This window comes from Martelella lutilitoris, assembly GCF_005924265.1.
In the GTDB taxonomy this organism is placed as follows: Bacteria; Pseudomonadota; Alphaproteobacteria; order Rhizobiales; family Rhizobiaceae; genus Martelella; species Martelella lutilitoris.
Genome location: NZ_VCLB01000013.1, coordinates 31297 through 54861 on the forward strand (window position 1 = coordinate 31297; position 23565 = coordinate 54861).

Annotated in this window: 19 protein-coding genes; 11 read left to right on the top strand and 8 right to left on the bottom strand. The window is 58.7% G+C overall.

Annotated features, from left to right (window positions below; genetic code table 11):
• Window positions 1-11: 11 nt before the first annotated feature.
• Window positions 12-1187 (top strand): tyrosine-type recombinase/integrase, encoded by a 1176-nt coding sequence (locus FF124_RS19965; RefSeq protein WP_187327016.1) that lies wholly within the window; start codon window positions 12-14, stop codon window positions 1185-1187.
• 351 nt (window positions 1188-1538) lie between these two features.
• Here FF124_RS19965 and FF124_RS19970 read toward each other — a convergent pair whose 3' ends face one another.
• Entirely contained in the window at window positions 1539-2294 is a 756-nt protein-coding gene (locus FF124_RS19970; RefSeq protein WP_138750247.1) for an SDR family oxidoreductase, read from the bottom strand.
• A 68-nt stretch (window positions 2295-2362) separates the two neighbouring features.
• Between FF124_RS19970 and FF124_RS19975 the strand changes: the two genes are divergently transcribed.
• Window positions 2363-2992 carry a TetR/AcrR family transcriptional regulator gene (locus tag FF124_RS19975; protein WP_138750248.1) on the top strand — a complete coding sequence of 210 codons (630 nt, stop codon included), beginning with the start codon at window positions 2363-2365 and terminating at the stop codon, window positions 2990-2992.
• 271 nt (window positions 2993-3263) lie between these two features.
• On the opposite strand, the gene FF124_RS19980 is transcribed toward FF124_RS19975, so the two are convergent.
• The 5 genes from FF124_RS19980 to FF124_RS20000 all read right to left on the bottom strand — a co-directional run bounded on the left by FF124_RS19980 (window position 3264) and on the right by FF124_RS20000 (window position 12913).
• Entirely contained in the window at window positions 3264-5087 is a 1824-nt protein-coding gene (locus tag FF124_RS19980; RefSeq protein ID WP_138750249.1) for an ABC transporter ATP-binding protein, read from the bottom strand.
• Window positions 5084-6868, bottom strand: a complete 1785-nt coding sequence (locus FF124_RS19985; RefSeq protein ID WP_187327017.1) for an ABC transporter ATP-binding protein — start codon at window positions 6866-6868, stop codon at window positions 5084-5086. The genes FF124_RS19980 and FF124_RS19985 overlap by 4 nt, the downstream gene beginning before the upstream one ends.
• Window positions 6869-7108: 240 nt before the next feature.
• The gene (locus FF124_RS19990; protein ID WP_138750250.1) at window positions 7109-10198 is read right to left on the bottom strand and encodes an efflux RND transporter permease subunit; all 3090 of its coding nucleotides are present in this window, start codon (window positions 10196-10198) and stop codon (window positions 7109-7111) included.
• On the bottom strand, window positions 10195-11268 hold the full coding sequence (locus FF124_RS19995) for an efflux RND transporter periplasmic adaptor subunit (protein WP_246072601.1): 1074 nt from the start codon (window positions 11266-11268) through the stop codon (window positions 10195-10197). The genes FF124_RS19990 and FF124_RS19995 overlap by 4 nt, the downstream gene beginning before the upstream one ends.
• Before the next feature lie 181 nt (window positions 11269-11449).
• Window positions 11450-12913, bottom strand: coding sequence for an efflux transporter outer membrane subunit (locus tag FF124_RS20000; protein WP_138750251.1), 1464 nt, complete (start codon window positions 12911-12913; stop codon window positions 11450-11452).
• A 222-nt stretch (window positions 12914-13135) separates the two neighbouring features.
• On the opposite strand from FF124_RS20000, the gene FF124_RS20005 reads away from it, so the two are divergent.
• Window positions 13136-13822: a response regulator gene (locus FF124_RS20005; protein ID WP_138750252.1), complete on the top strand. Its 687-nt coding sequence runs from the start codon at window positions 13136-13138 to the stop codon at window positions 13820-13822.
• Window positions 13822-15087: a HAMP domain-containing sensor histidine kinase gene (locus FF124_RS20010; protein ID WP_138750253.1), complete on the top strand. Its 1266-nt coding sequence runs from the start codon at window positions 13822-13824 to the stop codon at window positions 15085-15087. The genes FF124_RS20005 and FF124_RS20010 overlap by 1 nt, the downstream gene beginning before the upstream one ends.
• A 102-nt stretch (window positions 15088-15189) precedes the next feature.
• On the opposite strand, the gene FF124_RS20015 is transcribed toward FF124_RS20010, so the two are convergent.
• On the bottom strand, window positions 15190-16137 hold the full coding sequence (locus FF124_RS20015) for an MBL fold metallo-hydrolase (RefSeq protein ID WP_138750254.1): 948 nt from the start codon (window positions 16135-16137) through the stop codon (window positions 15190-15192).
• A 509-nt stretch (window positions 16138-16646) separates the two neighbouring features.
• Window positions 16647-17099 carry a GNAT family N-acetyltransferase gene (locus tag FF124_RS20020; RefSeq protein ID WP_138750255.1) on the bottom strand — a complete coding sequence of 151 codons (453 nt, stop codon included), beginning with the start codon at window positions 17097-17099 and terminating at the stop codon, window positions 16647-16649.
• Window positions 17100-17837: 738 nt separating this feature from the next.
• Here FF124_RS20020 and FF124_RS20025 point away from each other — a divergent pair.
• From FF124_RS20025 to FF124_RS20050, 7 genes are all read left to right on the top strand, one after another.
• Window positions 17838-19172, top strand: coding sequence for an APC family permease (locus FF124_RS20025; protein WP_246072602.1), 1335 nt, complete (start codon window positions 17838-17840; stop codon window positions 19170-19172).
• Between the two features lie 443 nt (window positions 19173-19615).
• Window positions 19616-20248, top strand: coding sequence for a c-type cytochrome (locus FF124_RS20030; RefSeq protein WP_138750256.1), 633 nt, complete (start codon window positions 19616-19618; stop codon window positions 20246-20248).
• A gap of 102 nt (window positions 20249-20350) precedes the next feature.
• Window positions 20351-21139 carry a c-type cytochrome gene (locus FF124_RS20035; protein ID WP_210237514.1) on the top strand — a complete coding sequence of 263 codons (789 nt, stop codon included), beginning with the start codon at window positions 20351-20353 and terminating at the stop codon, window positions 21137-21139.
• 6 nt (window positions 21140-21145) lie between these two features.
• Window positions 21146-22543 (top strand): multicopper oxidase family protein, encoded by a 1398-nt coding sequence (locus tag FF124_RS20040; RefSeq protein WP_138750257.1) that lies wholly within the window; start codon window positions 21146-21148, stop codon window positions 22541-22543.
• A gap of 353 nt (window positions 22544-22896) precedes the next feature.
• On the top strand, window positions 22897-23052 hold the full coding sequence (locus FF124_RS20655) for a hypothetical protein (protein WP_187327018.1): 156 nt from the start codon (window positions 22897-22899) through the stop codon (window positions 23050-23052).
• Between the two features lie 141 nt (window positions 23053-23193).
• Window positions 23194-23325, top strand: a complete 132-nt coding sequence (locus FF124_RS20935) for a hypothetical protein (protein ID WP_281285289.1) — start codon at window positions 23194-23196, stop codon at window positions 23323-23325.
• A gap of 108 nt (window positions 23326-23433) precedes the next feature.
• Window positions 23434-23565 (top strand): transglutaminase N-terminal domain-containing protein (locus FF124_RS20050; protein WP_281285288.1); only part of this gene is annotated, 132 nt, incomplete at its 3' end.

Genomic DNA, 23565 nt, shown 5'->3' on the forward strand with positions numbered 1-23565 from the left:
CAGGAGCCACAATGGTCAAGCTGACGAAGCGTGTCGTCGACACACTGAAAGCAACCGATAAAGAACAGGTCATGTGGGACGACGAACTGCGGGGCTTCGGCATCCGCATCAAACCAACGGGCGTCAAGAGCTACATCGTGCAGTACCGCAATGCGGGCGGTCGATCAAAGCGCAAGACGCTTGGACGACATGGTGAAATCACCCCCGATCAAGCGCGTAAGCTCGCGGCCGACGTCCGCCACGAGGTATCGAAGGGAGGCGACCCGGTAGCGGCCCGCGCTGCATGGAAAGCCGCGCCGACTGTCGACGACCTCATGACGGAGTACGTCACGAGCCATGTCGAGATTCATAACAAGCCCACGACCCAGGCAGAGGTAAAACGCCTAGTAGATCGTCGCATCCGTCCAGCTCTGGGCAAACTCAAGGTCAAAGAGGTCACGCGGCAGGACATCGCCAAACTGCACAGGAACATGCGGGAAACACCCCGGCAGGCCAACTTTGTCCTTTCCGTGATATCAAAGGCTTTCAACCTTGCGGAGGTTTGGGGATATCGAAACGATGGCACAAACCCAGTCAACAAGCTGCAGCGCTACAAGGAAAACATCCGCAACCGACCTATCACCGATGCCGACTTGGAAAAGATCGGGGTGGCGTTTCGTGCCGCCGAACTAGACGGCTCAGTCTCGACCGGTTTGATCAACTTCTTTCGCCTGCTCGCGCTTACCGGTTGCCGCCTTTCAGAACTGCTCTCGTTGACTTGGGCAGAGATAGACTTCGAACGCGGCGTTCTTAACCTCAAAGACGCAAAGGCAGGCGCACGATCGCACGTCATCTCAACCATCGCCCTTGACCTATTCGCCTCCATGGAAAGGGTTCCGGGCAGCGAGTTTGTCTTCACCTCCGGATCGGGCACGGCACCTTTTGACAAATCCAATGCCGAACGGGCCTGGCGCAAGCTTCGTAAGAGAGCAGGCCTTGAAGACCTGAGAATACACGACCTCCGACACATGGTGGGAACCATGGCGGGCTCGAGCGGAGCGAATGCTTTTCAGATCCGCGATCTACTCGGACACAAGACACTTGCTGTTACCGGCCGCTATGTCGCACGTGATGATAATCCGATCAGGCAGATCCACGATCAGATATCAGCTCACGTCGAGCAAGGGCTATCGGGAAAAATACAATAGTAAAAGGTTGATGGACGTCCTGCAGGTATCGCCGTGAGCACGAGTCAGTAGAAAGCACAGATCATGTCGATGAGACATGCTCCGCTCCTCAGTTTGGCACGCTGTCCGCTTTGCGCCCCCATTTCGGACGTCCAGCAGACCAAAGGCACACCCGAGAAGCGGACATAGAGTCTTGCAGGGTAATGACGCATACCTTAAGCGAAGTTGTCTCCGGCAAACCCGGCGCGGTTCAGGTTTACAATTTCGCTTCGTCTCGAAGCCGGCCGTATGGACCAGCCACATGGATTTCACGATGTTTTATGCCTGTGCTTGAGGCGAACATTCGCTTGCCCGCCCCCGGATCGGACCCGTCTACTGCTTTGCCGCCCATGCCACCGCGTCCGGGCCCGCCGGCAGGACAGTGGGGCAGTCCGCCTCGGTCGCGGAACGGAAAATCGCCTCGGCAACATCGGACTCGTTGGTAATGTCCTCCGGGGGATGGGCCAGCAGGGCGGCAAGTGACTTCTGCGCGAATTCGGCATAGGCCGGCGGAAACCAGCCGCCCTTGGCGACGCGCTCTTGAATATTGGCCGCAAAATTTGTCGCGGGCGCGAGGCCGGGAACGACGACCCTTGCCCTGACATTGAACTGGGTCAGCTCACCGGCGGCAGATTCCGTCATTGCGACGACAGCGGCCTTGCTTGCACGATAAACCGCAAGCAACGGAAGTGGCGCGTAGATCGTGCTCGACGAAACATTGACGATTGTGCCGGACCGGCGTTCGCGCATGGCCGGTAGCACGGCCTGCATCATCGCAATCGTCCCGAACAGGTTGGTATCAAAGACCTCGCGCGCCGTATCGAGTGGCGTGCCCTCCAGGGCATTGAACCAGCCAATGCCGGCATTGTTGACGAGGACGTCGATCGGTCCGGCCTGCGCAATCGCGTCAGCAATGGAGTTTGCATCCGTCACGTCAAGCGGCACAACATGCAGACGCTCCGAGGCCGGCATTGTGTTGGCGGCGGGGTTGCGCATGCTGGCGAAGACGCTCCATCCCTTGTCAAGGAAATGTAGAGCGGTCGCGCGGCCGAACCCGGTCGAGCAACCGGTGATGAAAACAGTGGGCATCTGATTATCCTTGGTGTTGAAGGTTCCCTGTAATATATGAGGGTTTCCTCAGCTTTGGTAATCGCATTATGAATCGTCCGGACCCGTTGCTCCTCAAGCCCAGAAAAGCGCCGCAACAGACGCGTTCAGCCGCGACCCTGGAGGCCATCCACACGGCTACTACTCAGGTTTTGATTGCCGAAGGCGTCGCCCGGCTAACGACCGCGCGGGTTGCCGAACGCGCCGGCGTCTCTATCGGCACGATGTATCAATATTATCCGAACAAGCAGGCGCTGCTGTTTGCCATGGTCGAACAGCAGCTTGAAACCGTCACCAATTTCATGCTCGCGGCTGCCGAGCAGTTGCGCGGGCAGGACGCGGGAACGGTCGCGGAGGGTCTTGCCTTGGCCTGGCTCAATGCCAAGACCTCTGACTCCGAAGCGTTCCAGACGCTTTATGGCATTGCCGCCGAATTCGACTTGCAGGCCAGCATGGAGCGGGTGCTCGCGCAGATGAGTGAGGCGTTCTCGAGCCTTCTGGCGGCAGCACCGGACGCCCATTTTTCCGACCGCGATGCGGTCGCCTTCATGCTTGCGGTGCTGATCGGCGGGTCGGTGCGCATGGTCCTCGATGCCGCGGCCTCGCCGGACAATCTGGCCTGCCTGCGCCAAGAACTGCCGTGCGCCTGCCGCGCCTATATCGCCGCGGCGCAGCAATAACGGCCTTGCTTGATCGAGACAGTCGGCCTGTAGATCGATTTATGTTTCATGATTCCGGCGACGTACAGCTCAATGCGCATATAGAATTGAAGCCGGATTTCGGCAGTTTTCACAGAAACGGTACACTTCAATTGAGAATTTTCGATCGACATCTCAATTGAATTGAAAAAAATCTTGTATATTCTGTGCAATACTTGCCCGCCGGAAATGAGAAACCCAACAGACAATGACGGTTGTCTTTGTGACAGTGTTCTACGACACGAAATTTCACTCAGTTTTGCAGCCGCCAATACCCGCCCTTCACATCCATGAGCTGTTCATGCGTGCCGGTTTCGAGAACATTTCCGTTTTCCATGTAGACGATCATGTCCGCATCTCTGATGGTTGATAAGCGATGCGCGATGACGAAGCTCGTCCGCCCCTGGCGCAACTCCGCCATGGCTTCCTGAATCTGCATTTCCGTGCGTGTATCGACCGAGCTCGTGGCTTCGTCCAGGATGAGAATCGGCGCATCCAGCAGAAAAGCCCGCGCGATCGTCATGAGCTGGCGTTGCCCCTGCGACAGGCCGCCGCCGCCATTCTCAAGAACTGTGTCATAACCGTCTGAAAGCGTATGCACGAAATCGTCCACATGGCAGCGTCTGGCGGCGGCGATAACCTGCTCGCGGCTGGCATCGGCACGGCCGTAGGCAATATTGTCGTGAACCGTGCCGGTAAAAAGCCACGTATCCTGCAAAACCATGGCGATGGCGCGCCGCAATTCAGTGCGCGACAATAGCGCGATGTCCATGCCATCCAGGCTTATCGTCCCGCTGTCGATGTCGTAGAACCGCATCAACAGGTTGACGAGTGTGGTCTTGCCGGCGCCGGTCGGTCCAACGATTGCGAGCATCTGGCCGGGCTTTGCCTCAAGGCTGACATCCTCAAACAATGGCTGGTCCGGGAGATAACGAAAACTGACATGCTCAAAGCGAACATGTCCCGCGACCGAAGTTTCGAGCTGTTTTTCCTCTTTCGAGTCTGACGACATTTCAGGCGCATCCAGCAATTCGAAGACACGTTCCGCCGAAGCCAGGGCGGACTGCACCTGTGCGACCATGCTGCCAAGCTGTGAGATTGGCTGGCCGATCTGCCGGATATACTGAATGAACGCCTGCAGCACCCCAAGGCTCAGCCTGCCGGACAGCACCTGGAACGCTCCGAGAACGACCACCGCGATATAGGCAAGGTTGGTCACGAACATTGTGGTCGGCTGGATCAGGCTGGCGAGAATCTGTGCGCGCATGCTCACCGTGGTCAGGGTATCGTTCTTTTCCGAAAACACCTGATCGACGCGGTCGCGCGCGCCGTAGACGCGGATCAGCGCCTGGCCGGTGAAGGTCTCTTCCACCAAAGCGTTCAGATGCCCTGTTTCGCGCCACTGCTCCGTGTATTTCGGTTGCGCGGCACGGGTGATGACACGCGTTATGCCAAGCGATATCGCGATCGCGATCAACGCCACAGCCGCAAGCGGGACAGAGAGCAGGAGCATCATCGCCAAAACGCCAATGACCGTCATCAGCATCAGCATCGCCTGGCTTGCTACCTGTTGCAGGTTCTGAACCATGTTGTCGATATCGTTCGTGAAACGCGACAGAACCTCTCCGCGGGGCTGGGAGTCGAACCATCTGAGTGGAACACGGGTCAGCTTGGCCTGCGCGGCCTCACGCAGGTTCCGTCCCATGTTCTGCACCAGATCATTGATCAACCAAGCCTGCAGCAGGTTGAAACCGGAAGCGAGGATATAGATCACTGCCACGATGAGAAGCTGGCGAATGAGCGCCGGCAAGGTGTAGTCGTCGCTGATGAGAAGATTGGTCGCAAGGCCAAGCTGCCAGGGACCGATGGAGCTCCCAGCCACGCTGAAAACACCGAGGACAAACGTGAGGATCAGGGTCTTGCGGTTGCGGCCCAAAGCTGTCCATATCCGCCGCGCCGCATCCCGGGCATCTTTCGGCTTTGCTCCTCCGATAGAATCTGCGGGCGTTTTTGGATTGGAGCCGCTGTCCTGCGGTTTCGCGACGGCCTCAAGCTGGCGATCTTCCTTTCCGGTCATGCCGCGTCCTCTTCTGGCCGCGTTTGCGAGCGCACCGTTTCGGCATAGACCGGACACTCCAGCATCAAGGTCTCGTGGGCCCCAAGACCGACCATGCGCCCTTTCTCGATGACGAGAATCCGGTCTGCGTCCTGGATCGAGGCCACGCGCTGACTGACAATCACCGTGGCCGCATGGCTGACGGCCTGTCTCAGCGCAGAACGCAGCTTGCGGTCTGTCGTCTGGTCGAGGGCAGAGAAGCTGTCGTCAAACAGGTAGAGATCGGCGTCGCAGACAAGCGCCCGCGCGATTGCGAGCCTTTGGCGCTGACCGCCGGAGAAATTCGTTCCGCCCTGCGCCACCGGCGCCAAAAGACCGTCTGGAAGGGCGCGGACGAAATCGGCGGCTTGCGCAATCTCCAGTGCGGTCCAGAGCGCGTTATCGTCCGCTTCGGGATTCCCCAGGCGCAGGGTATCCGCAATGGTTCCGGAGAAAAGATAGCTTTTCTGCGGGACATAGCCGATACGCGATGACAGTTCTTTCGCAGCGATGTCACGAAGATCGACGCCGCCCAGAAAGACGTGCCCTATAACCGGATCGTTGAGGCGGGCGATCAGGTTGACAATGGTCGACTTACCTGAGCCCGTCGCCCCGATGATGCCCAGGACCTCCCCGGGCCCGAGATCGAAATTGATGTTTTCGATCACCATCGCTTCCGCACCGGGATACCCGAACCCCACCTCGTCGAAGCGCAGGTGCAGGCCGGAGCCGCGCGGCGGCAGTGGTTTGGGGGCCGATGGAGGTCCGACCTCGATAGGGGTCTGCAGCAGTGTGCCGATCCGCCTGGCGCTGACAAGGGCCCGCGGCAGCATGACAATCAGCATCCCCATCATCATCACGGCGATCAGGATCAGCGAAACATACGAGAGAAACGCAATGAGTGCGCCGATCTCGAGCTCTCCCGAGCGCACCCGGCTGGCGCCTGCCCAGATCAGGGCCACAGACGTCAGTTGCATAACCGCGCTCAGAGACGGCGTGATCATCGCCATCAACCGGCCCGAACTGACCGCTGTTTCGGTAAGTTCCGTATTCGCGGTTCCAAAACGCCGGCCTTCCCGCGCCTGTTGCAGGAAGGCGCGGATGACGCGGATGCCATCGATCTGTTCGCGCAGAATGCTGTTTACGCCATCGAGCTGCATCTGCATGCGCTGGAACAGCGGAACCGCCTTGAAAGTCAGAAAGGCGATGATGGCTGCCAGGATCGGAACCGAGATCAGCAGGAGTTGCGAAAGCCGCAGGTCCTGCTGCACCGCCATGATCGCGCCGCCGACACCCATGATGGGAGCGATCACGATCATCGTGAATGTCATGATCATCATCGTCTGAACCTGAAGGACGTCGTTGGTGCAGCGGGTGATGAGAGAGCCGACGGTAAAGCCCTGCACCTGCGACAATGCAAGGCTGTGCACCTTGTCAAACACATCGGCGCGAAGGCTTTGGCCGATGCGATACGCGACCCTGGTGCCGAAAATGACCGCAGAGGCGCTCAGCGCGAGCTGTACCAGGATTGCGATCCCCATTAGCCCGCCATAATGCCTGATGGCCGACGGATTTTCGGAAACGATCCCAGCGTCGATCACATTCGCGCTGAAACTCGGCAATAACAGCGCGGCCACAACCTGCCCCACCTGGCACAGCAAAAGTGCCAGCAGAACCCATTTGTATCGCAAAAACTTCTCGCGCCAGATTCCGGCATACGGTGTAGGTTTGTGGATACTCGCCAGCGTTTTCTCATTAAGCATGGAGATCTACGCTTCCGTTGATGGTTCTCTTCTCTAACTTCACGCGCGCTACAGATGTTGAAACGCATTGTGTCTGAGCGCTCGCGGCCGATGCAGTCGACGTTTTTCCATCCTCACCCGAGATAAGGGGCAGCACCTGGGTTGGCTTTCGCTCCCGCTGCTACAGATCTTGCCATCGCGGGATTTTGATATGTTGCCCACTCTTTCGCGAGCGCCGTTCGCGTTGACGCTGCGTCTGGCCTATTCGACCGCCGCCGCATCACTGTCCTTCCGCCGTTTTCCAAACAACCACTGGATACCGCGCACGACATCATCGATCAGCGTGTAGATCACCGGAATGACGAGCAGGCTGAGCATGGTCGAGGTGATCAGTCCGCCGATGACGACGACGGCCATGGGCTGGCGGAAGCTCGGATCACCCTCCACGAGGCTGAGCGCAGCCGGCAGCATGCCGGCCGACATGGCGACGGTGGTCATGATGATCGGCCGTGCCCGCTTGTGGCAGGCATCGACGATGGCTTCGAACCGCGCCATGCCATGACGCCGGGCCTCGATCGCGTATTCCACCAGCAGAATCGAGTTCTTCGAGACGATGCCCATCAGCAACAGGAGGCCGATCACCGCCGGCATCGAGAAGCTCGTCCCGGTGATCACCAGCGGGAACAGCGCGCCGCCGAGGGCGAGCGGCAGGGCCATCAGGATGGTGATCGGCTGGAGGAAGTCGTGGAACAGCAGGACAAGGACAGCATAGACGCAGAAAATGCCGATCGCCATCGCCGTGGCGAAGCTGTCGAACAGCTCCGTCTGACGCTTCAGGTCGCCCTGTTCGACGAATGTGATGCCGGCCGGAAGGTTCCGGTAGCTGTCGAGCTGCTGTGCTTCCCGGTTGACATCGGAGAGATTGCGGCCGTTGAGCTCGATCGTGACCGTCACGTTGCGCGAACGATCCAGCCGGTTGATTTCGCTGGGCGAGGCGCCGATGGAAATGTCGGCGATGGTTCCAAGCGTGACATTGCCGTCGGTTCCCGCCACGGGAATAAGCCCGATCTGGTCCAGCGACTGGCGCGCGCTCTGTGCCAGCAGAACGCGGATATCCAGTTGCCGCTCCGGCAGGTTGAGATGCGACAGCGCCGAATCGTAGGCCCCCGCGGTCGCCACCCGGATCGCGTCCGAAATCGCCCGGGAAGTCACCCCGTAGGAGGCGGCTTTCGCAAGATCGGGGGTGATGACGATTTCCGGCGACTGAAGCGCGGCTGACGAGGTTACATTGCCGATGCCCTTGATGTTGGCGCGGATATCCTCCTCCAGCCGGGCCGCCGCGGACTCCAGCGCCTCGGAGTTGTCGCCGGCCAGCGTCAGCTGCAATTCGGTTCCGTTTCCGCCGCCGCCAATCTCGATCCGGGCGCCGGGTATCCCGTCGACGGCCTTGCGTATCTCGCTTTCGATCTGGGTCTGGGTCACGTCGCGGTCGTCGATATTGGTCAGGTTGACGACCAGGGTCGCCGATGTGACCGAGTCGGAATTGTTGCTACTGCCGCCCATGCCGCCGGTTGACGCGCTGCCGGTCGCCTGGAAAATCCCGGTGACATGGTCGACGCCGGAGGCCAGTTCGGCGGCCTTCTTCGCAACCGCGTCGGTCTGTTCGATGGTCGAGCCGGGCGTCGTCGTGATCGATATCTGTGTCTGGCTGTCATCGGAAGCCGGGAAGAAGCCCGTGGACAGATTGCCCAAAAGCAGGACAGTCGCCGCGAAGAACACGATGACGCCAAGGACCGGAACCCAACGGCGCCTCAGTTCGCCCCGCACCACCGCGAGATAGTGGCGCATCATCCAGCCGTCCCCGGACTTCGTCTTCGCCGGTGTCTTCATCATATAGGCCGCCATCATCGGCGTCACGAAACGGGCCACGAGCAGGGAGCAGAGCACCGCGACCGAGGCGGTGATTCCGAACTGTTTGAAGACGATGCCGATGACGCCGCTCATGAAGGCGGTCGGCAGGAACACGGCGATCAGGGTGAAGCTTGTGGCGATCACCGCAAGGCCGATCTCGTCGGCAGCCTCCATCGAGGCATCATAGGCGTTCTTGCCCATATGCATGTGTCGCTCGATATTCTCCACCTCGACGATCGCGTCGTCGACGAGGATGCCCACGACCAGCGACAGGGCGAGCAGGGTCACCGTGTTCAGTGAATAGTTCAGGAGGTCCATGACAAGGAATGTCGGAATGATCGACAGCGGCAGGGCTACTGCCGACAGCAGGGTCGCCCGCCAGTTAAGCAGGAACAGAAACACCACGGCGACGGCGATCGCCGCGCCTTCATAGAGCATGTTCATCGATGCCTTGTAGTTCTGCTCCGTCGGCAAGACGGTGTTGTAGGCCTCCTCGAGCGTGACCTCGGGATGGGACGCCGCGAAACCTGTCATCGCCTCGCGGATAGCGTCGGTCACGGCAAGGTCGGAATATCCCTTGAGGCGTTTGATCTGGGCCGCGATCACAGGCTTGCCGTCAAGATAGGCGAGCGATGTCAGATCGGCATGGGTGTCGGTGACGGTTCCAAGCTCATCGAGGCGCACCCATCCGCCATTCGGTAGCGGGATCGGCATGCGGCGCAGTTCATCGACGCTCTCGGCTGCCGCGGCAACCCGCACGTTCTGCTTGTTGCCGCCGACCTCCGCCTCGCCTCCGGAGAGGTCGCGCTGAACCTGTTCCAGCCGCGTGTTGATGTCGCCCGCGGTCAGGCCCATGCCATCCAAAAGGGCGGGATCGAGTTCGACGCGGATTTCGCGGTCGATGCCGCCGAGCCGGCCGACTTCGCCGACGCCGTCCACCCGCATCATCGCCTTCTCGAGATCGTTGTCGATGAACCAGCTCAGTTCGGCATCGTCGAGCTTGTCCGAACTCACCACATAGGTGATCAGCGGCGACGACCCGATATCGCTTTTGGAGACGGTCGGCGTGTCCATGTCGGAGGGCAGGTCGCTCTGCGCCTGGTCGACGGCATTCTGAACCTCGTCCAGCGCGACCTGGGTGTCCTTGCCGACCTGGAAGGCGACCGAGATCGAGACCGATCCGTCGGTGATGGTTGTGGTCACCGAATCCAGCATCGGCAGGCCGGTAAGCTGGTCCTCGATCTTGCGCGCCACCTCGGTTTCAAGCTGTGCGGCGGCAGCGCCGTCCTGAGTTGCCGAGATGTTGATCGTCGGCAGGTCCATGTCCGGGAAATTCTGCACGTCCAGACGGTTGAAGGCCATCAGGCCCATGACCGTGAGCAGGAAGAAGGCGAGGATCGGCGGGACCGGATAGCGGATTGCCCATGCGGAGAAATTCATTGTGCAGTCTCCTGGCCGGCGGTCTCGGTCTCATCAGCGACCACGTTGACGGTCACGCCCTCGGAAAGGAACGCGCCCCCCGACTGGACCACCTCGGCATCGGCGGGAAAATCGCCGAGAAGCTCGACCCGGTCGTCCTGGCGGCGTCCGGTTTCGACCTTCACGCGCGTCACCTTGCTGCTGCCTTCATCGTCAAGGACGAAGACATAGGAAAAGCCGTCGGCCACGACGATCGCCGTCGAGGGGACGCTCAGCGCCTCGCTTTCGCCGAGCCTGAAGACACCACTCGCCATCATGCCGATCGTTGGCTGAGGGGCGTCTTTCGGCGGCGAGAGTTCGACATAGACGATCACGCGACCATTCTTTGAAGAGGCCGAAGGGGCGATCTGCCGCACCGTGCCGGAAACCGTTCCCCTGGGGGAAAAGATCTCGGCCGGGGTCCCGACCTCGATCTTCTCGAGTTGTTTCGCCGGCACTTCTGCCTGCCATTCGATCCTGTTGTCACGGATAAGCCGGAACAGTTCCTCGCCCTGGCTCACCACGTCGCCAAGTGCGGCGCTGCGGGAAGAAATGACGCCGTCGCTGACGGCAACGATCCGGGTCCGCTCAAGGTCGAGTTTCGAGGACGCCAGATCGGCCTTGGCGGAATCGAGATCGGCTTTTGCCTTGCGCTCGTTGACCAGGTATTCGACGATCTGCTGGTCGGAAACCGAGCCGGACCCCTTCAACTGGCGGGCCCGGTCGGCATCCGCCGTCGCCTTGTCGAGGGCGGCCTCTGCCGAATCCACCGAGGCCTGCAGGGCGGCGATGTCGTTCTTCAGGCGGTCCTGAGACAGTTCGGCGAGAACGTCGCCTTTGGAAACGCTGTCCCCGACATCCGCATTGACCGCCGTGACCCTGATCTGCCCGACCTCTGCCGAGATGATGGCTTCCTGCCACGCTTCAAGCCAGCCGCTCGCCGAAAGCTCCTCTGGCCATACCGCGCTCGTGGGCCTGGCGACCTTCACCGACAATGCGGCCGGCGACGATTGCGTCTGCTCGGCCCCGCTCGCTTGGCGTGCCGCGACCATGTATCCGAGTCCCAGGCTGCCCATCAGGCACAACATAACTGCGACAAGTCGAGAGAGGGTCGTCATCCGTGTTCCCTTTTGATCTGTACGAAGCGAATGGATGCCTCGCGCGATGTCGTTTTCCATGGAGGCCGCGCCGGCGTGGGGGAGCGGGGAGAGGCTCGGACAGCTGCCCGGCGCGTCATTTGCGTGCGATGACATGCGGGCCTTCCTGTGTGTCTTCTGCCAGCGGCTGCGACACGTCGATCATGCCGCTCCAGCCGCCGCCGAGCGCCTTGTTCAGAGCGACATAATACGTGGCGACATCGGCTCTCGACTGAATGAGGCTTTCCTCGGTGGAGTAGAGCGAACGTTCTGAATCGAGCGTATCGAACAAATCCGTCTCGCCCGCTTCATAGGCTTGTTTTGAAAGCCGCACGGCGGCGCGATATCCATTGACGGAGGAGGACAGGGAGCCGATCCGTGTCCGCGTCCGGTTCAGCGCGATGATCGCATTGTCGACCTCTTCCAGCGCGTTCAGGACCGACGACTGATAGTTGGCAAGGCTCTGGTCGCGCTGTGCCTTGGCGACGTCGACGGCGGCCTTCAACTGTCCGCCCTGGAAGATCGGTATGCTCAGTTGCGGTCCCCATGACCAGCCGATCGTCGACTTCTCGCCGAGTTCGCTGAGCGACGTCGCCGATGTGCTGATCGAGCCCGTCAGCGACAGCGAGGGATAGCGGTTCGCCTCGGCCTCACCGATTTTCGCCGTGGCCTCGGCAAGCTGACGCTCGGCCGAACGCACGTCGGGGCGCGTGACCAGGACTTCGGCTGGAATTCCGACGGCAGTCTTGCCGGGCGGGGCGGGAATTGTCTTTCCGGCGCCAAGCATCGCATCGATTTCGGAGGCGGGCCTCGCCACGAGAACGGCCAGCCTGTTCACCGACTGCGTGTACGAAATCTGGTAGGAGGGGACATCGGCTTCGGTCGAGGCTGCCTGTGCCTCTGCCTTGCGCAGGTCGAAATCGGAGACGAGGCCGACGTCGAGACGGGTCTTGGTGAGCTTGGCCGTCTGCCACTGGGAGGCGGCGGAACGTTGCGCCAGGCTTGCGAGTTGCTGATAGGCGCGTGCGTCGATGTAATAGGACGCGACATCGCCAATCACGGTCACCAGCGTGTCGCGCAGTTCCTCTTCCGTGGATTGCGCGGCATAGCGCTGAGCCTCGACGGCCCGTTTATTGCCGCCGAAAAGATCGAGTTCCCAACTGGAATCAAATCCGCCCTCGTACTGGGCATAGTCGCTCGAACCCGAAGCGTTCGACTGGGCGCGATTGTCTGTCGCCGAGGCGGAGCCGGACAGGGAGGGGAACAGGCTTCCCGACTGTTCACGCGCCGTGGCGCGCGCCTCGCGGACCGCTGCTTTGGCCTTCGCGATGTCGCGGTTCGACTGGATCGCCTGGTCCACGAGCTGGTCGAGAACGGGATCGTTGAAGCGCTTCCACCAGTCGGCAAGCACGGGCGCGGACTGGGCATCGGTCGCCGATCCGCTGGAGGCCCATTTGGCCGGAAGCGAAAGTGAAGGAGCGCGATAATCCGGTCCGACCACGCAACTGCTCAAGGCTACGGACAGCGCCGCGAGCGCAGAAAGACGAACGCCGTTCACCATTGGCGCACCTCCGGCGCCGCGATTGCAGGGCGGCCGTTCTGCCATGTATCGGCTATGTGATAGGAAAGGGTGGGACGCAAGGTACGATACTCCGGCTGGCGGTTATCGGACCTACATAAAGGCGGGGATGTGAAGCGCCGTTAAGACTGTGTAAAGATAGGTAAAACTTCTTCTGTGTGCTGCCGCCGAATGTATGACTGCCGGTGGAAGAGGCCAACGAACATGCCAAATGTACTTCTGATCGACGACGACACGGAATTTACAGCGCTGCTGGGAGAGTATCTGCGTGACGAGGGTTTTCAGGTCGAAAGCTCCGTCGACGCACGCGTCGGACTTTCTGCCGCCGAGGACGGTCACGTGGATATCATCGTGCTGGATATCATGATGCCGCATATCAACGGGATCGACGCCCTGCAGCGCATCCGCCGCAGAAGCGATATTCCGGTGATCATGCTGACGGCCAAGGGCGACGATGTGGACCGCATCGCGGGGCTCAATCTCGGCGCCGACGATTACATCGCCAAACCGTGCATGCCCGGTGAGCTGGTTGCCCGGATCCGCGCGGTCCTCAGGCGAACGGTAGCGAAGCCGGCGGGCGATGCCGATGGACTGGGGGCCGGCGCGCTGCTGCTCTATCCCGGCACGCGTACGGCGCAATGGCAGGGCGAACTGCTGGAGCTTACCGGCACGGAGTTCAGCATCCTTGAAATCCTCGCCCGCAACGGCGGCCAGCTTGTTTCCAAGCAGGACATCTCGCGCCGCGTCTTCGGGCGCAATCTCGCGCCGTTCGATCGCCGGATCGATGTGCATATCAGCAGTATCCGGCAGAAACTCGGCAACCGCGCCGACGGAACCACGTGGATCAAATCGGTTCGCGGCCAGGGGTACCAGCTTCTTCAGGAGACCTGATGCAGAAGCTCTTTCTAAATGCCTTCATCATGATCTGGCTGGCGATCGCCTGCTCGCTCGTCGGCGTTCTGCTCGTCGCCTATGTCAGCCGGGCGACGCCCTATGAAGAGGAGCTGCTGCAGCGGCAATCCGACTTCGCCCTGACGGCAGCGGCAGGCATGCTGGAGAATTCCGGCCCGGTGGCGGCACGCGAATTCATCGCCGTCGCCGGCAGCCCGCCACTCGATGTCGGGCTGGAACTCACGGAAGCTCCCGACCCGAACGCCTGTGTGGGAAGCGACAACACCGGGCGTGAACGGTTCATCGCCGTCGGCGCGACGTGCTACAGGCTTGCGGCAGACGATCTCGAGCAAAGCCTTTTTTCCCGGCTGCTTCCCCGCAGCATTCCCTGGGTTTCGGCCATCATCGCCGCAGCACTGGCGGCGTTCTGGCTCGCCCGGTATCTCACGCACCCTGTGCAGGAGATCAAGATCGGTCTGAGGGCGCTGGCCGAGGGCCGTTTCAGCACCCGCATCGGCGACCGTATCGACCGCAAGCGTGACGAGATCGCCGGCCTTGCCTATGATTTCGATCTAACCGCGGAGCGGCTGGAAGAATTCCAGGATGTCCAACGCCGGCTGTTTCACGATGTCTCCCACGAACTGCGCTCCCCGCTGGCGCGGTTGCAGGTTGCGATCAGCCTTTTGAAGAAGAATCCGGCGCGCATGGAAGCGATGGCGGACAGGCTGGAGCGTGAGATCACCCGGATCGACGATCTTGTCGAGGAGATCCTGACCCTAGCGAAACTCAATGCCTCGGAGCAGTTGCCACTGCAGCGGCAGACCGTCGACATCATCGATCTCATCGCGGATATCATCGATGATTGCCGGTTTGAAAGTCTCACGAAGAACGTGACGATCAGCTATGATGGGCTGTCATCCTCTGTCGCCACAGTCAACGGCGAACTGATCTACAGGGCGATCGAGAATGTCATCCGTAACGCGGTCAAATACTCTCCGCCAAGCTCCGAGGTCGCGGTCGCCGCGATCCGTCGCATCGACGGTCTGGAGATCAGGGTCCAGGATAGCGGGCCGGGCATACCACGCGAGCACCTGAAGAGCATTTTCCGGCCCTTCGAACGTGTCGATACGGGCGGCGAAAGCCAGCTCGGCTTCGGCCTCGGCCTCTCCATCGCCCAGAGAGCGCTTCACGTCCACGGCGGCGACATTCGCGCCGACCTCAACGACAATGGCGGTCTTTCGGTGGTCCTGCGCATTCCTTTGTGACTGAGGTGGGGCTTGGGGTCCTATCTACACAGTTCGGGAGCCAAATCTTTCGTTTAGGACGATAGTTCAGTTCTTTGCAGGCAATGGCTCGAGCTCCTGGCATTAAAATATCACTTTCTTGCCTTCGGGTATCGTCAGAAACTCCCCGTCCGAGATCCCTTTTTTGTTCAGGGCCACGCAGAGATCCCGCTCCGGTTGGTCAAAACCCTCGGATGAGAGTTGAAAAGTTCCGTAGTGCATACCGATGCTGAGCTCCGCCCCTAGATCCTTGTGCGCCTGGACGGCTTCGGCAGGGTCCATGTGGATAGGTTTCATGAAACTCCTCGGCTGATAGGCGCCAATGCCGAGGAGTGCGATGTCGGGCGCGCCAAGACGCTTGCGGATGTCCCCGAAATGCCTCGAATAGCCAGAATCCCCACCAAAATAAACCGACCAGTTTTCGTTTTGGATAAAGTAGCTCCCCCAGAGGCTTCTATCACGATCGAACAGACTTCTCGCGGAGGAATGCTGTGTCGGAGCAAACGTGATCATCGTTTCCGCATTGAACTTGACTTCGTCCCACCATTCGAGTTCCTGAACATCTTCGATACCGATGGACTCGATGAGTGGCTTGTCCCCGACAGGTACAAGTATCTTCGGACGATAGCGCGTGTTCAGTTGTTTCAATGTCGCGGTGTCGAGATGGTCATAGTGATTGTGACTGATCAGAATAAGATCGATTAGCGGCAAATCCTCAAGCCTCATGCCCGGCTCTCGCACACGCTTGGGGCCAAACCAGCGTATCGGGCTGACCCTGTTCGACCATATCGGGTCGGTCAGTATGTTCAAGCCAGCAAACTGGATCAGAAAAGTGGCATGATTGATGAAGGTGATGGCAACCTCGTCAGGACTTGGCGCCATGTCCTGAAAGGCTGGCTGAGCATTCTCAACGTGCGCGGGCCATTTAGCCCGACCCTGCCGCATCATATCGATGACATCAGAAAAACCGGGAGAAAATTGGTCTTCGAGCGTCGGATTGAAGAATTTGCTACCATCGAAATGATCAGACATCTTTTGCTCCGCGTATGTTTTCCACCTGATAAGGCCAACAAGAAAGGCGATCCCGCAGACACTCATCAGCAATACGAAAGAGCCGACAACTCCATTAAGTATTTTCCGGAAGTGCGGAGGATCGCGCGATGCGTGCAGAGGACACGCGGATCGTGGCCGTCAGTATCCGGTTGCTGGCCTCGACGCTATTCTCCGCGTGTTCACGGCACTCTCTTTACGGCTTTTGTGTTTGGATTCGGCTTGCTGCCAACGCGGGAAACGCTGACTATGGAAGCACAGTAGCGTTGTGGACGTTAACGACAGTCAAGACTTTGTAAAATTGTGTAAAATAAATCCAGATAAGAGAACGCAGGCATCCACAGAGACCCTATGCTGTAAGTCGGTATGGGCGTTCGACGCCGATCGGCGCGATAAATCTTTGGAAGATTTAAAGCCTGTGGGTCCCGATGCCACGCCGAGTGACACCAACGAAGTCAGTCGGGCGGCGTTTCACACCGCCCGACCAACTGCTAGCCGATCAAGCGCAGGCGCGCATTTTCGAAAGCGTAGCCATCATCATCAAGAGGACGGCGTGACAGCTCTCGAAACCCAAGCCCGATGTAGAAAGCTACTGCCTGCCGGTTGGCGGTGTATACCTCAAGCTCCAGCTTACCTTTGAGGCTCAGAGCGTGAGCGACAAGCTGGCGTCCGATGCCAAGCCCTTGCCGATCGGGAGCAACAAAAATTCCGCCAATGAAGGTGTCGAGCAGGCTGATGAAGCCGCACGGGTGACCACCCACGCATGCCACCCACGTCTCAGCACTAGGCAGATATCGATCTTCGATCAGCGCTCGTTGCGCAAGCAAGCGCTGTTCGCCGATGAAAGGATGAGCCAATAGAGATGCATCGAGCCAGATGCGTGACAGCTTTTCCAAATCGCCTTCCGGCGCATAGGGCCGGATTACGACGTCATGATTCTTCATGAGAACTCCGAAGAAGAAATATGCAAAAGGTTCCGGCAGCCAATTCTTGGTGCCAGGTGAAGCCGCTATTTGCGGTCGGAATCACAAGCCTCTGCGCATAAATCTCCTTCTGCTGTCCGCTCAGTTCTCAGCCGCAGCCGAAACGCGGTCAATCACCGAAATGGGGTCGGAAGCGGTCATGGTGTTGACCCGCGACCCATGGCTTATATGATGCCGCCAGCCCCCATTATCAGACATACCGTTTCCGGCCCCGTTTCTGCCGGTCTGGAAAGCGCCCCCGTTTCAGTGGTTCGAGATTTCCAGCCTAATCCTGATCGCTGACATTCGTTGACAATTGCTTGAACAATCTAAAAGAGCGAAAGTAGTCATTCGATGTTTTGTCTACGAGCTGGGCCGAAAATCAAGTGGCGGACCTTCGGCTCGACTCGACTCAGGCGTCTGGCCCAAAGTCACTGCACCCTTTACCCAGACGCCGTCTGGAGAATAGCTGAATGTTAAGAGTGAACAACAAGTCTTCCCCGTCCGACACTCGGCAAAAGGCTTATTGATGGCACCCACGCCGTGTTCGTTCTGTATATAATTCGCCTAATTATACCGGACAATTGTGGTTCAATGACTTCTGTCAAGAACGTGGAGGATCGCATGGCCGGTGGACGGCCATAGCAGCAAATGATGGAACATCATCGGTCTTGCTTGGTTTGCCAAAGGGAGTTCATTTCAAGGCAAGAGATTTATTTCGTGGGCAATGACGACCGGCAAAGCCAGTATGAAGAAGGTTCGATATCCCTAAGCGGCACTGTCGCCATGGGGACCGGCGTAATGATCGGTGCGGGCATTTTTGCGCTGACAGGCCAGATTGCCGAACTGGCCGGTCCACTTTTTCCGCTGGCGTTCATTGCCGGCGCAATCGTGACAGGCCTCAGCGCTCATAGCTATGTAAAAATGTCCAATGCCTGGCCGTCGTCCGGCGGTATCGCAATGATCCTGAACAAGTGTTACGGCCCGGGTGCCATCACCGGCGGTGCGGCCTTGCTGATGGCTTTGAGCATGGTGATTGCCGAAAGCCTGGTGGCCAGAACATTCGCCTCCTATCTGTTGCGGCCCTTCGACATTACAAGTGGCCTGCTCATCCCTGCACTTGCTGTCGCTGTGATCGTCTTCGCCTTCCTCATCAATATTTCCGGAAACCGCTCTGTCGGCACGTTTTCAATCATCATGGCGGTTGTGAAAATCGGCGGCATCGCCCTGTTCGGCATTGCTGCACTTTGGTCCAGCGGTTTTGCGTTTTCGAGCGCGTTTGAGGGCGGCGAAGATTTCGGGGTTATCGGCTTTGTTGCATCGGTGGCGCTTGCCATCCTGTCTTTCAAGGGGTTCACCACCATCACCAATAGCGGGGCGGAAGTCACTGATCCGCACCGCAATGTCGGACGGGCAATTGCAATTGCCATCACGCTATGCGTCGTCATCTATCTCCTGGTCGCCTTCGCTGTCGGCTCAAGCCTTTCAATCGAGGAGATTATTGCTGCCCGCGACTATTCGCTCGCACAGGCCGCCGAGCCGGCGCTTGGCCAGATCGGCTTTATCCTCACGGTGGTCCTGGCCGTCGTTGCAACGGCCTCAGCCGTGCTGGCAAGCGTCTTCGCCGTTTCTCGCATGCTGGCCATGCTTACCAACATGGAGCTGATTCCACACAGCCATTTCGGCATGCCAGGCCCCATCCAGAAGCACACGCTCGTTTATACGGTCGTTATCGCATCCGTGCTGTCGATCTTTTTCGACCTCAGCCGGATTGCCTCACTCGGCGTCTATTTCTACCTCATCATGGATATGATCATTCACTGGGGCGTATACCGTTATCGGCGCGAGGAAACCGGCGCCAACACGGCCGTTCTGTTTGCCGCGTTGATTGCGGATGCCGTCGTGCTGGCAGCATTCACGGCCATGAAGTTTCAATCAGACCCGCTCATCGTTGTAACCGGTTTCGGGAGTGTAATTGCAGTCATGGCGTTTGAGAGGTTCTATCTCGGAAAGTGGTTCGCGCCACTGGAGGAAGAACATTCGCATGACCAGTGACAGCCTTTTTGTATGCGTATTGCCTCTTTTTCGTAAGAGGCAATCCTGTATACTGGATATATGATTCGCACGTTTAGAATATTGGCTTGCCTCGCCGCACTTGTCCTTGCTTCTTCAGGCGGCATGTTTACGCACAATTCTGAAGCGTACGAAGACCATCACGCTGGCTTTACAGTCGTGAGCGCTGATTCCGGGCATCGACACGCCAGTTCATCGCCAGACCCAGCACAGGATCATGAGCTTCACTGCGGCGCGTTCATCTTAACGCTTCCTGCCGAACTCAGGCTTGCCGTGCTCCCATCGGTGGCTGTCGTACCCCGCCATATCGAACCTGCCTACCGGGCAGCCGAGTTGTTCTTCGATACTCCGCCACCTCGCCTTTTCTCTTGATCATGTGCTTGCGGGCCGAGCCCGCTTCAATCAACATATCAAGAGGCAATCCCATGAAAAAACAAACAATCCTTGCCGGTTGCGTGCTCGCAACATCCGGTCTCGCCACCCTTGCGCTCGCCCATGGTGGTGCAACAGGCATCGTGAAGGAGCGCATGGACGGCATGATGGCTATGTCCGAAGCGATTAAGTCGCTTTCCGCCATGATGCGCGGCGACACGGAATACGATGCGAATGCCGTAAGAGAAAGCGCCGATGTTATCAAATCGCATGCGGGCGAAGCACTGACAGCCCTTTTCCCCGAGGGAAGCGTCAGTGATGTATCGGAGGCAAAGTCGGACATCTGGTCTGAGTGGGAGACTTTTTCCGCTTATGCAAATCGGCTTGACGTTTACGCGGAAGGGCTTGCGGCTGCAGCCGATAACGGACTGATGCACGAGGATCGCCCGTCTGTGACGGGCGGCCAGTCGGATATGATGGGCAGCAGCGACAACATGATGGGCGGTTCCACCACGATGGGGGCCAGCATGATGGGTTCCGGCATGGGTGGCAATGGTATGATGGGCGATGCTGCAACCATGATGGATACGGATCAGCTCGCACAAATGCCAGCCGATGGTGTCTTCAACATGTTGACCCAGACATGCTCGGCCTGCCACACGCAATTCCGCGCTGAAAAGAACTGAGCATGAAGAAATTCGCGCTTTTGGCCTTGCTCGCTGTTGTCGTTGCGACGGCGGGCTGGGCCGCAGTCGTGCTTTGGCCAATTGGTCATTCAGAGGGCATTGGTGAGTTGGAAGGAGATCCTGACCACGGAGCTTACCTGGCTCGCATGTCAGGCTGTATTGCCTGTCATACAAATACGGGCACAAGGCGGCCCTCCGCTGGCGGGTGGCCTTGCGCTGAAGACCGATTTCGGCACGTTTTACACGCCGAACCTGACGACGGACAAGCAAGAAGGAATGGGTGACTGGACCGTTGATCAGTTCGCCAATGCCGTTCGGCGAGGCGTTTCTCCGGGGGGAGAGCCCTACTATCCGGCCTTTCCATATCCGTTCTATTCGAAATTCTCCGATCAGGATCTCGCCGACCTTTGGGCCGCGTTCCAAACAGTGCCCGCCGATGCGTCGCCATCCAGGGAACATGCGCTGGTATTTCCATTTAATATCAGGAGCGGGCAGAAGCTTTGGCGCGCCGCCTACCTAGATTTGGAACCTTTTGAACCCGACCCCTCACGGTCGGACCGATGGAACCGCGGCAAGTACATTACTCGGGGCGCGGCCCATTGCGGTGCCTGCCATACGCCACGCAACTTTGCCGGGGCCCGACAGGCTGCGCTTGCCCTACACGGTGCGGATAGTCTGCCAGACGGCGGAACGTCTCCGCCGATCACGGCAAAGGCCCTCATTGATGGCGGCTGGACTGTCAGCAATCTGACCTACGCCCTGCAAACCGGTGTAATGCCGGATGGTGATACCTTTGGCGGCTCCATGGGGGAAGTCGTCCGTGATGGAACCCAATATCTTACGAAACAGGACCGCGAAGCCATTGCGTCCTATCTCTTGAACAAGGACTGATCACAGATGTTCTGGACCAGACGTCATTTCCTGAAATCAGCTTCAGCGGTCACTTTCGCAACAGCATTCTCACAGTTCGGTAGACCGGCGATTGCAGAGGACGGTTTTCTCGAAATTTCGGCCGGTCCATCCAGACAGAAGCTCTATCGCAACGATGGCATGGCGTCGGACCTCTGGACCTATAATGGAACCTCGCCGGGACCTGAAATTCGTGTCCGGCGTGGTGAGCCTATCCGTGTGCGTTTCACCAACAATCTTCAGGAGCCAAGTTCCATCCACTGGCATGGCGTTCGCATCGCCAACCCCATGGACGGTGTTGCAGGTCTGACCCAGAAGGCCGTCGCGCCGGGAGAAACCTTCGAATATGACTTCGTGGCGCCGGATGCCGGCACATTCTGGTACCACGCACATAACAAAAGCTGGAACCAGGTCGGGCGTGGTCTCTATGGCCCCCTGATTGTTGAAGATGACGAGGCTTTCTTCGATCAGGTACATGACCTGACGTTGGTCATTGATGATTGGCAGCTTGGTGAAGGCGGCGTCCTGGATAACGCCAGCTTCGGTGGTCTGATGGAATGGGCCCATGGCGGACGCATGGGCAACTGGATTACGGTCAACGGCGAACCCTTGCCAGCTTTCGAACTGAACAAGGGAGAACCCTACCGGCTGCGGCTTATCAATGCCGCGAATGCCCGCATCTTTGCGCTGGACCCCAACAAGTTTGGCGCACGCATATTGGCCTATGACGGTCAGAGCTTGGGTCGGGCCGAAACCTTGACTTATGAACCGTTCCTGCTTGGGCCAGCACAAAGAGCGGATCTTTTGGTGATACCAGAGGACGGTTTCGCACTTGAGGACGTCTCCGGTGATCGGCCGTTCGCCTTCGCCACGTTCCAGGTCAGGGGCAACGGAAATATCCAGGATGATCCCAAATTGCCCAAACCCAACCCAATTCCCGAACCGGATCTGGAAAATGCAAGGCGCATCAAGCTCGACATGACGGGCGGCGCAATGGGTGACCTATCAAACATCATCTATCAGGGCAAAAAACAAAATGGGGACGATTTCCAGCGAACGGGCCAAGTATGGGCCTTCAACGGTATCGCCAACCTAGCTGAAAATCCGATGTTTTCCTCCAAGGCAGGCGAAACGATCATCGTGGAGATAAGCAACAACACACGCTGGCCGCACGCCATGCACGTCCATGGTCACCATTTTCGCGTGATTTCACGCAGTGCTTCGGAGATTGACGCTGGCAAGCCATGGCGCGATACGGCGCTCATTGGTCCCGAGCAAACAATTGAAATCGCATTTGTCGTCGACAACAGGGGTAAATGGCTTTTTCATTGCCACATGCTGGAACATGCCGCTGCAGGCATGACGACTTGTTTTGAAGTGTCTTAGGACGAGTCGACATCCATCGGTTCCAAATGGCGATTGCGAAAAGGTCGGCAAATCCCTCGAAGTGACGCCTTCGCCTGTCATATCGCATGGCGAGACGTCGGAGGTGCTTGAGCTGATTGAAGCAACGTTCGATGCGGTTGCGATGTCGGTAGGCTTCCGTGTCGTGGGGATGTCCGCTTCGGCCTTCATGACGGCAGTCCTCACATGTAGAGTATTGCTGCCATAGGTGTCAGTCGGCGTGGTGCAGCCCCCTGTTTTAAATATTCCAAAGGCCTATCGCGCCGATCGGCGTCGAGCGCTCATGCCAAATTAAAATGAGACAGAAACCGAGACCGCAGGAGACGGCCGAAAGGTTGGCGCAGGCGAGCCTCAGACTGGTTGCCCAAGAAAACCCGCCGGCGCAGTTTTTCCTTGGAAACAATGCGTCGAATTTGATGAACAACCGGCTCGAACGCATGAAGCAAGAAATCGCGGTTTGGGATGAACTGAACCGATCGGCAGGCGGCTGACTGTGCATTCAAGTCAGGCGTCAACGTCGCCTTGCGACCGAAAAAGAAAATAGGACCAATTCGGGATTTGGCGCTTGCGCGGGCATGCAGGCTCCATATTCTCGCTCGGTGTGCAGATGAAACGACACGAGAAGACAATCCATGACGGGCCAACTCGGTCTCCTGAAGACCGCCAAAACCGATATTCTGGAAATCGCATACTGCCAGAGCGGACCTGACGATGGCTGGCCCGTAGTGCTGTCCCATGGGTTTCCCTATGACGTTCACGCCTAATGCTGTACGACGCGCCGGACTATCCGCTTGCGCGCAGCGAAAAGTGATGGAAGCTCTCGCTCCCAAGGGGCTATCCCGGCACTGTCCGCACGCTCGTTCAGGTGTTGAATGACGATTTTTTCGGTGCGCCATCTCACCGTCTATCGCTATCGACGGCCGGTCGGTTTCGGGCGTCATCGATTGATGTTCCGGCCCCGCGACAGTTTCGACCAGACGCTTTTGAGCTGCACTCTGAACGTT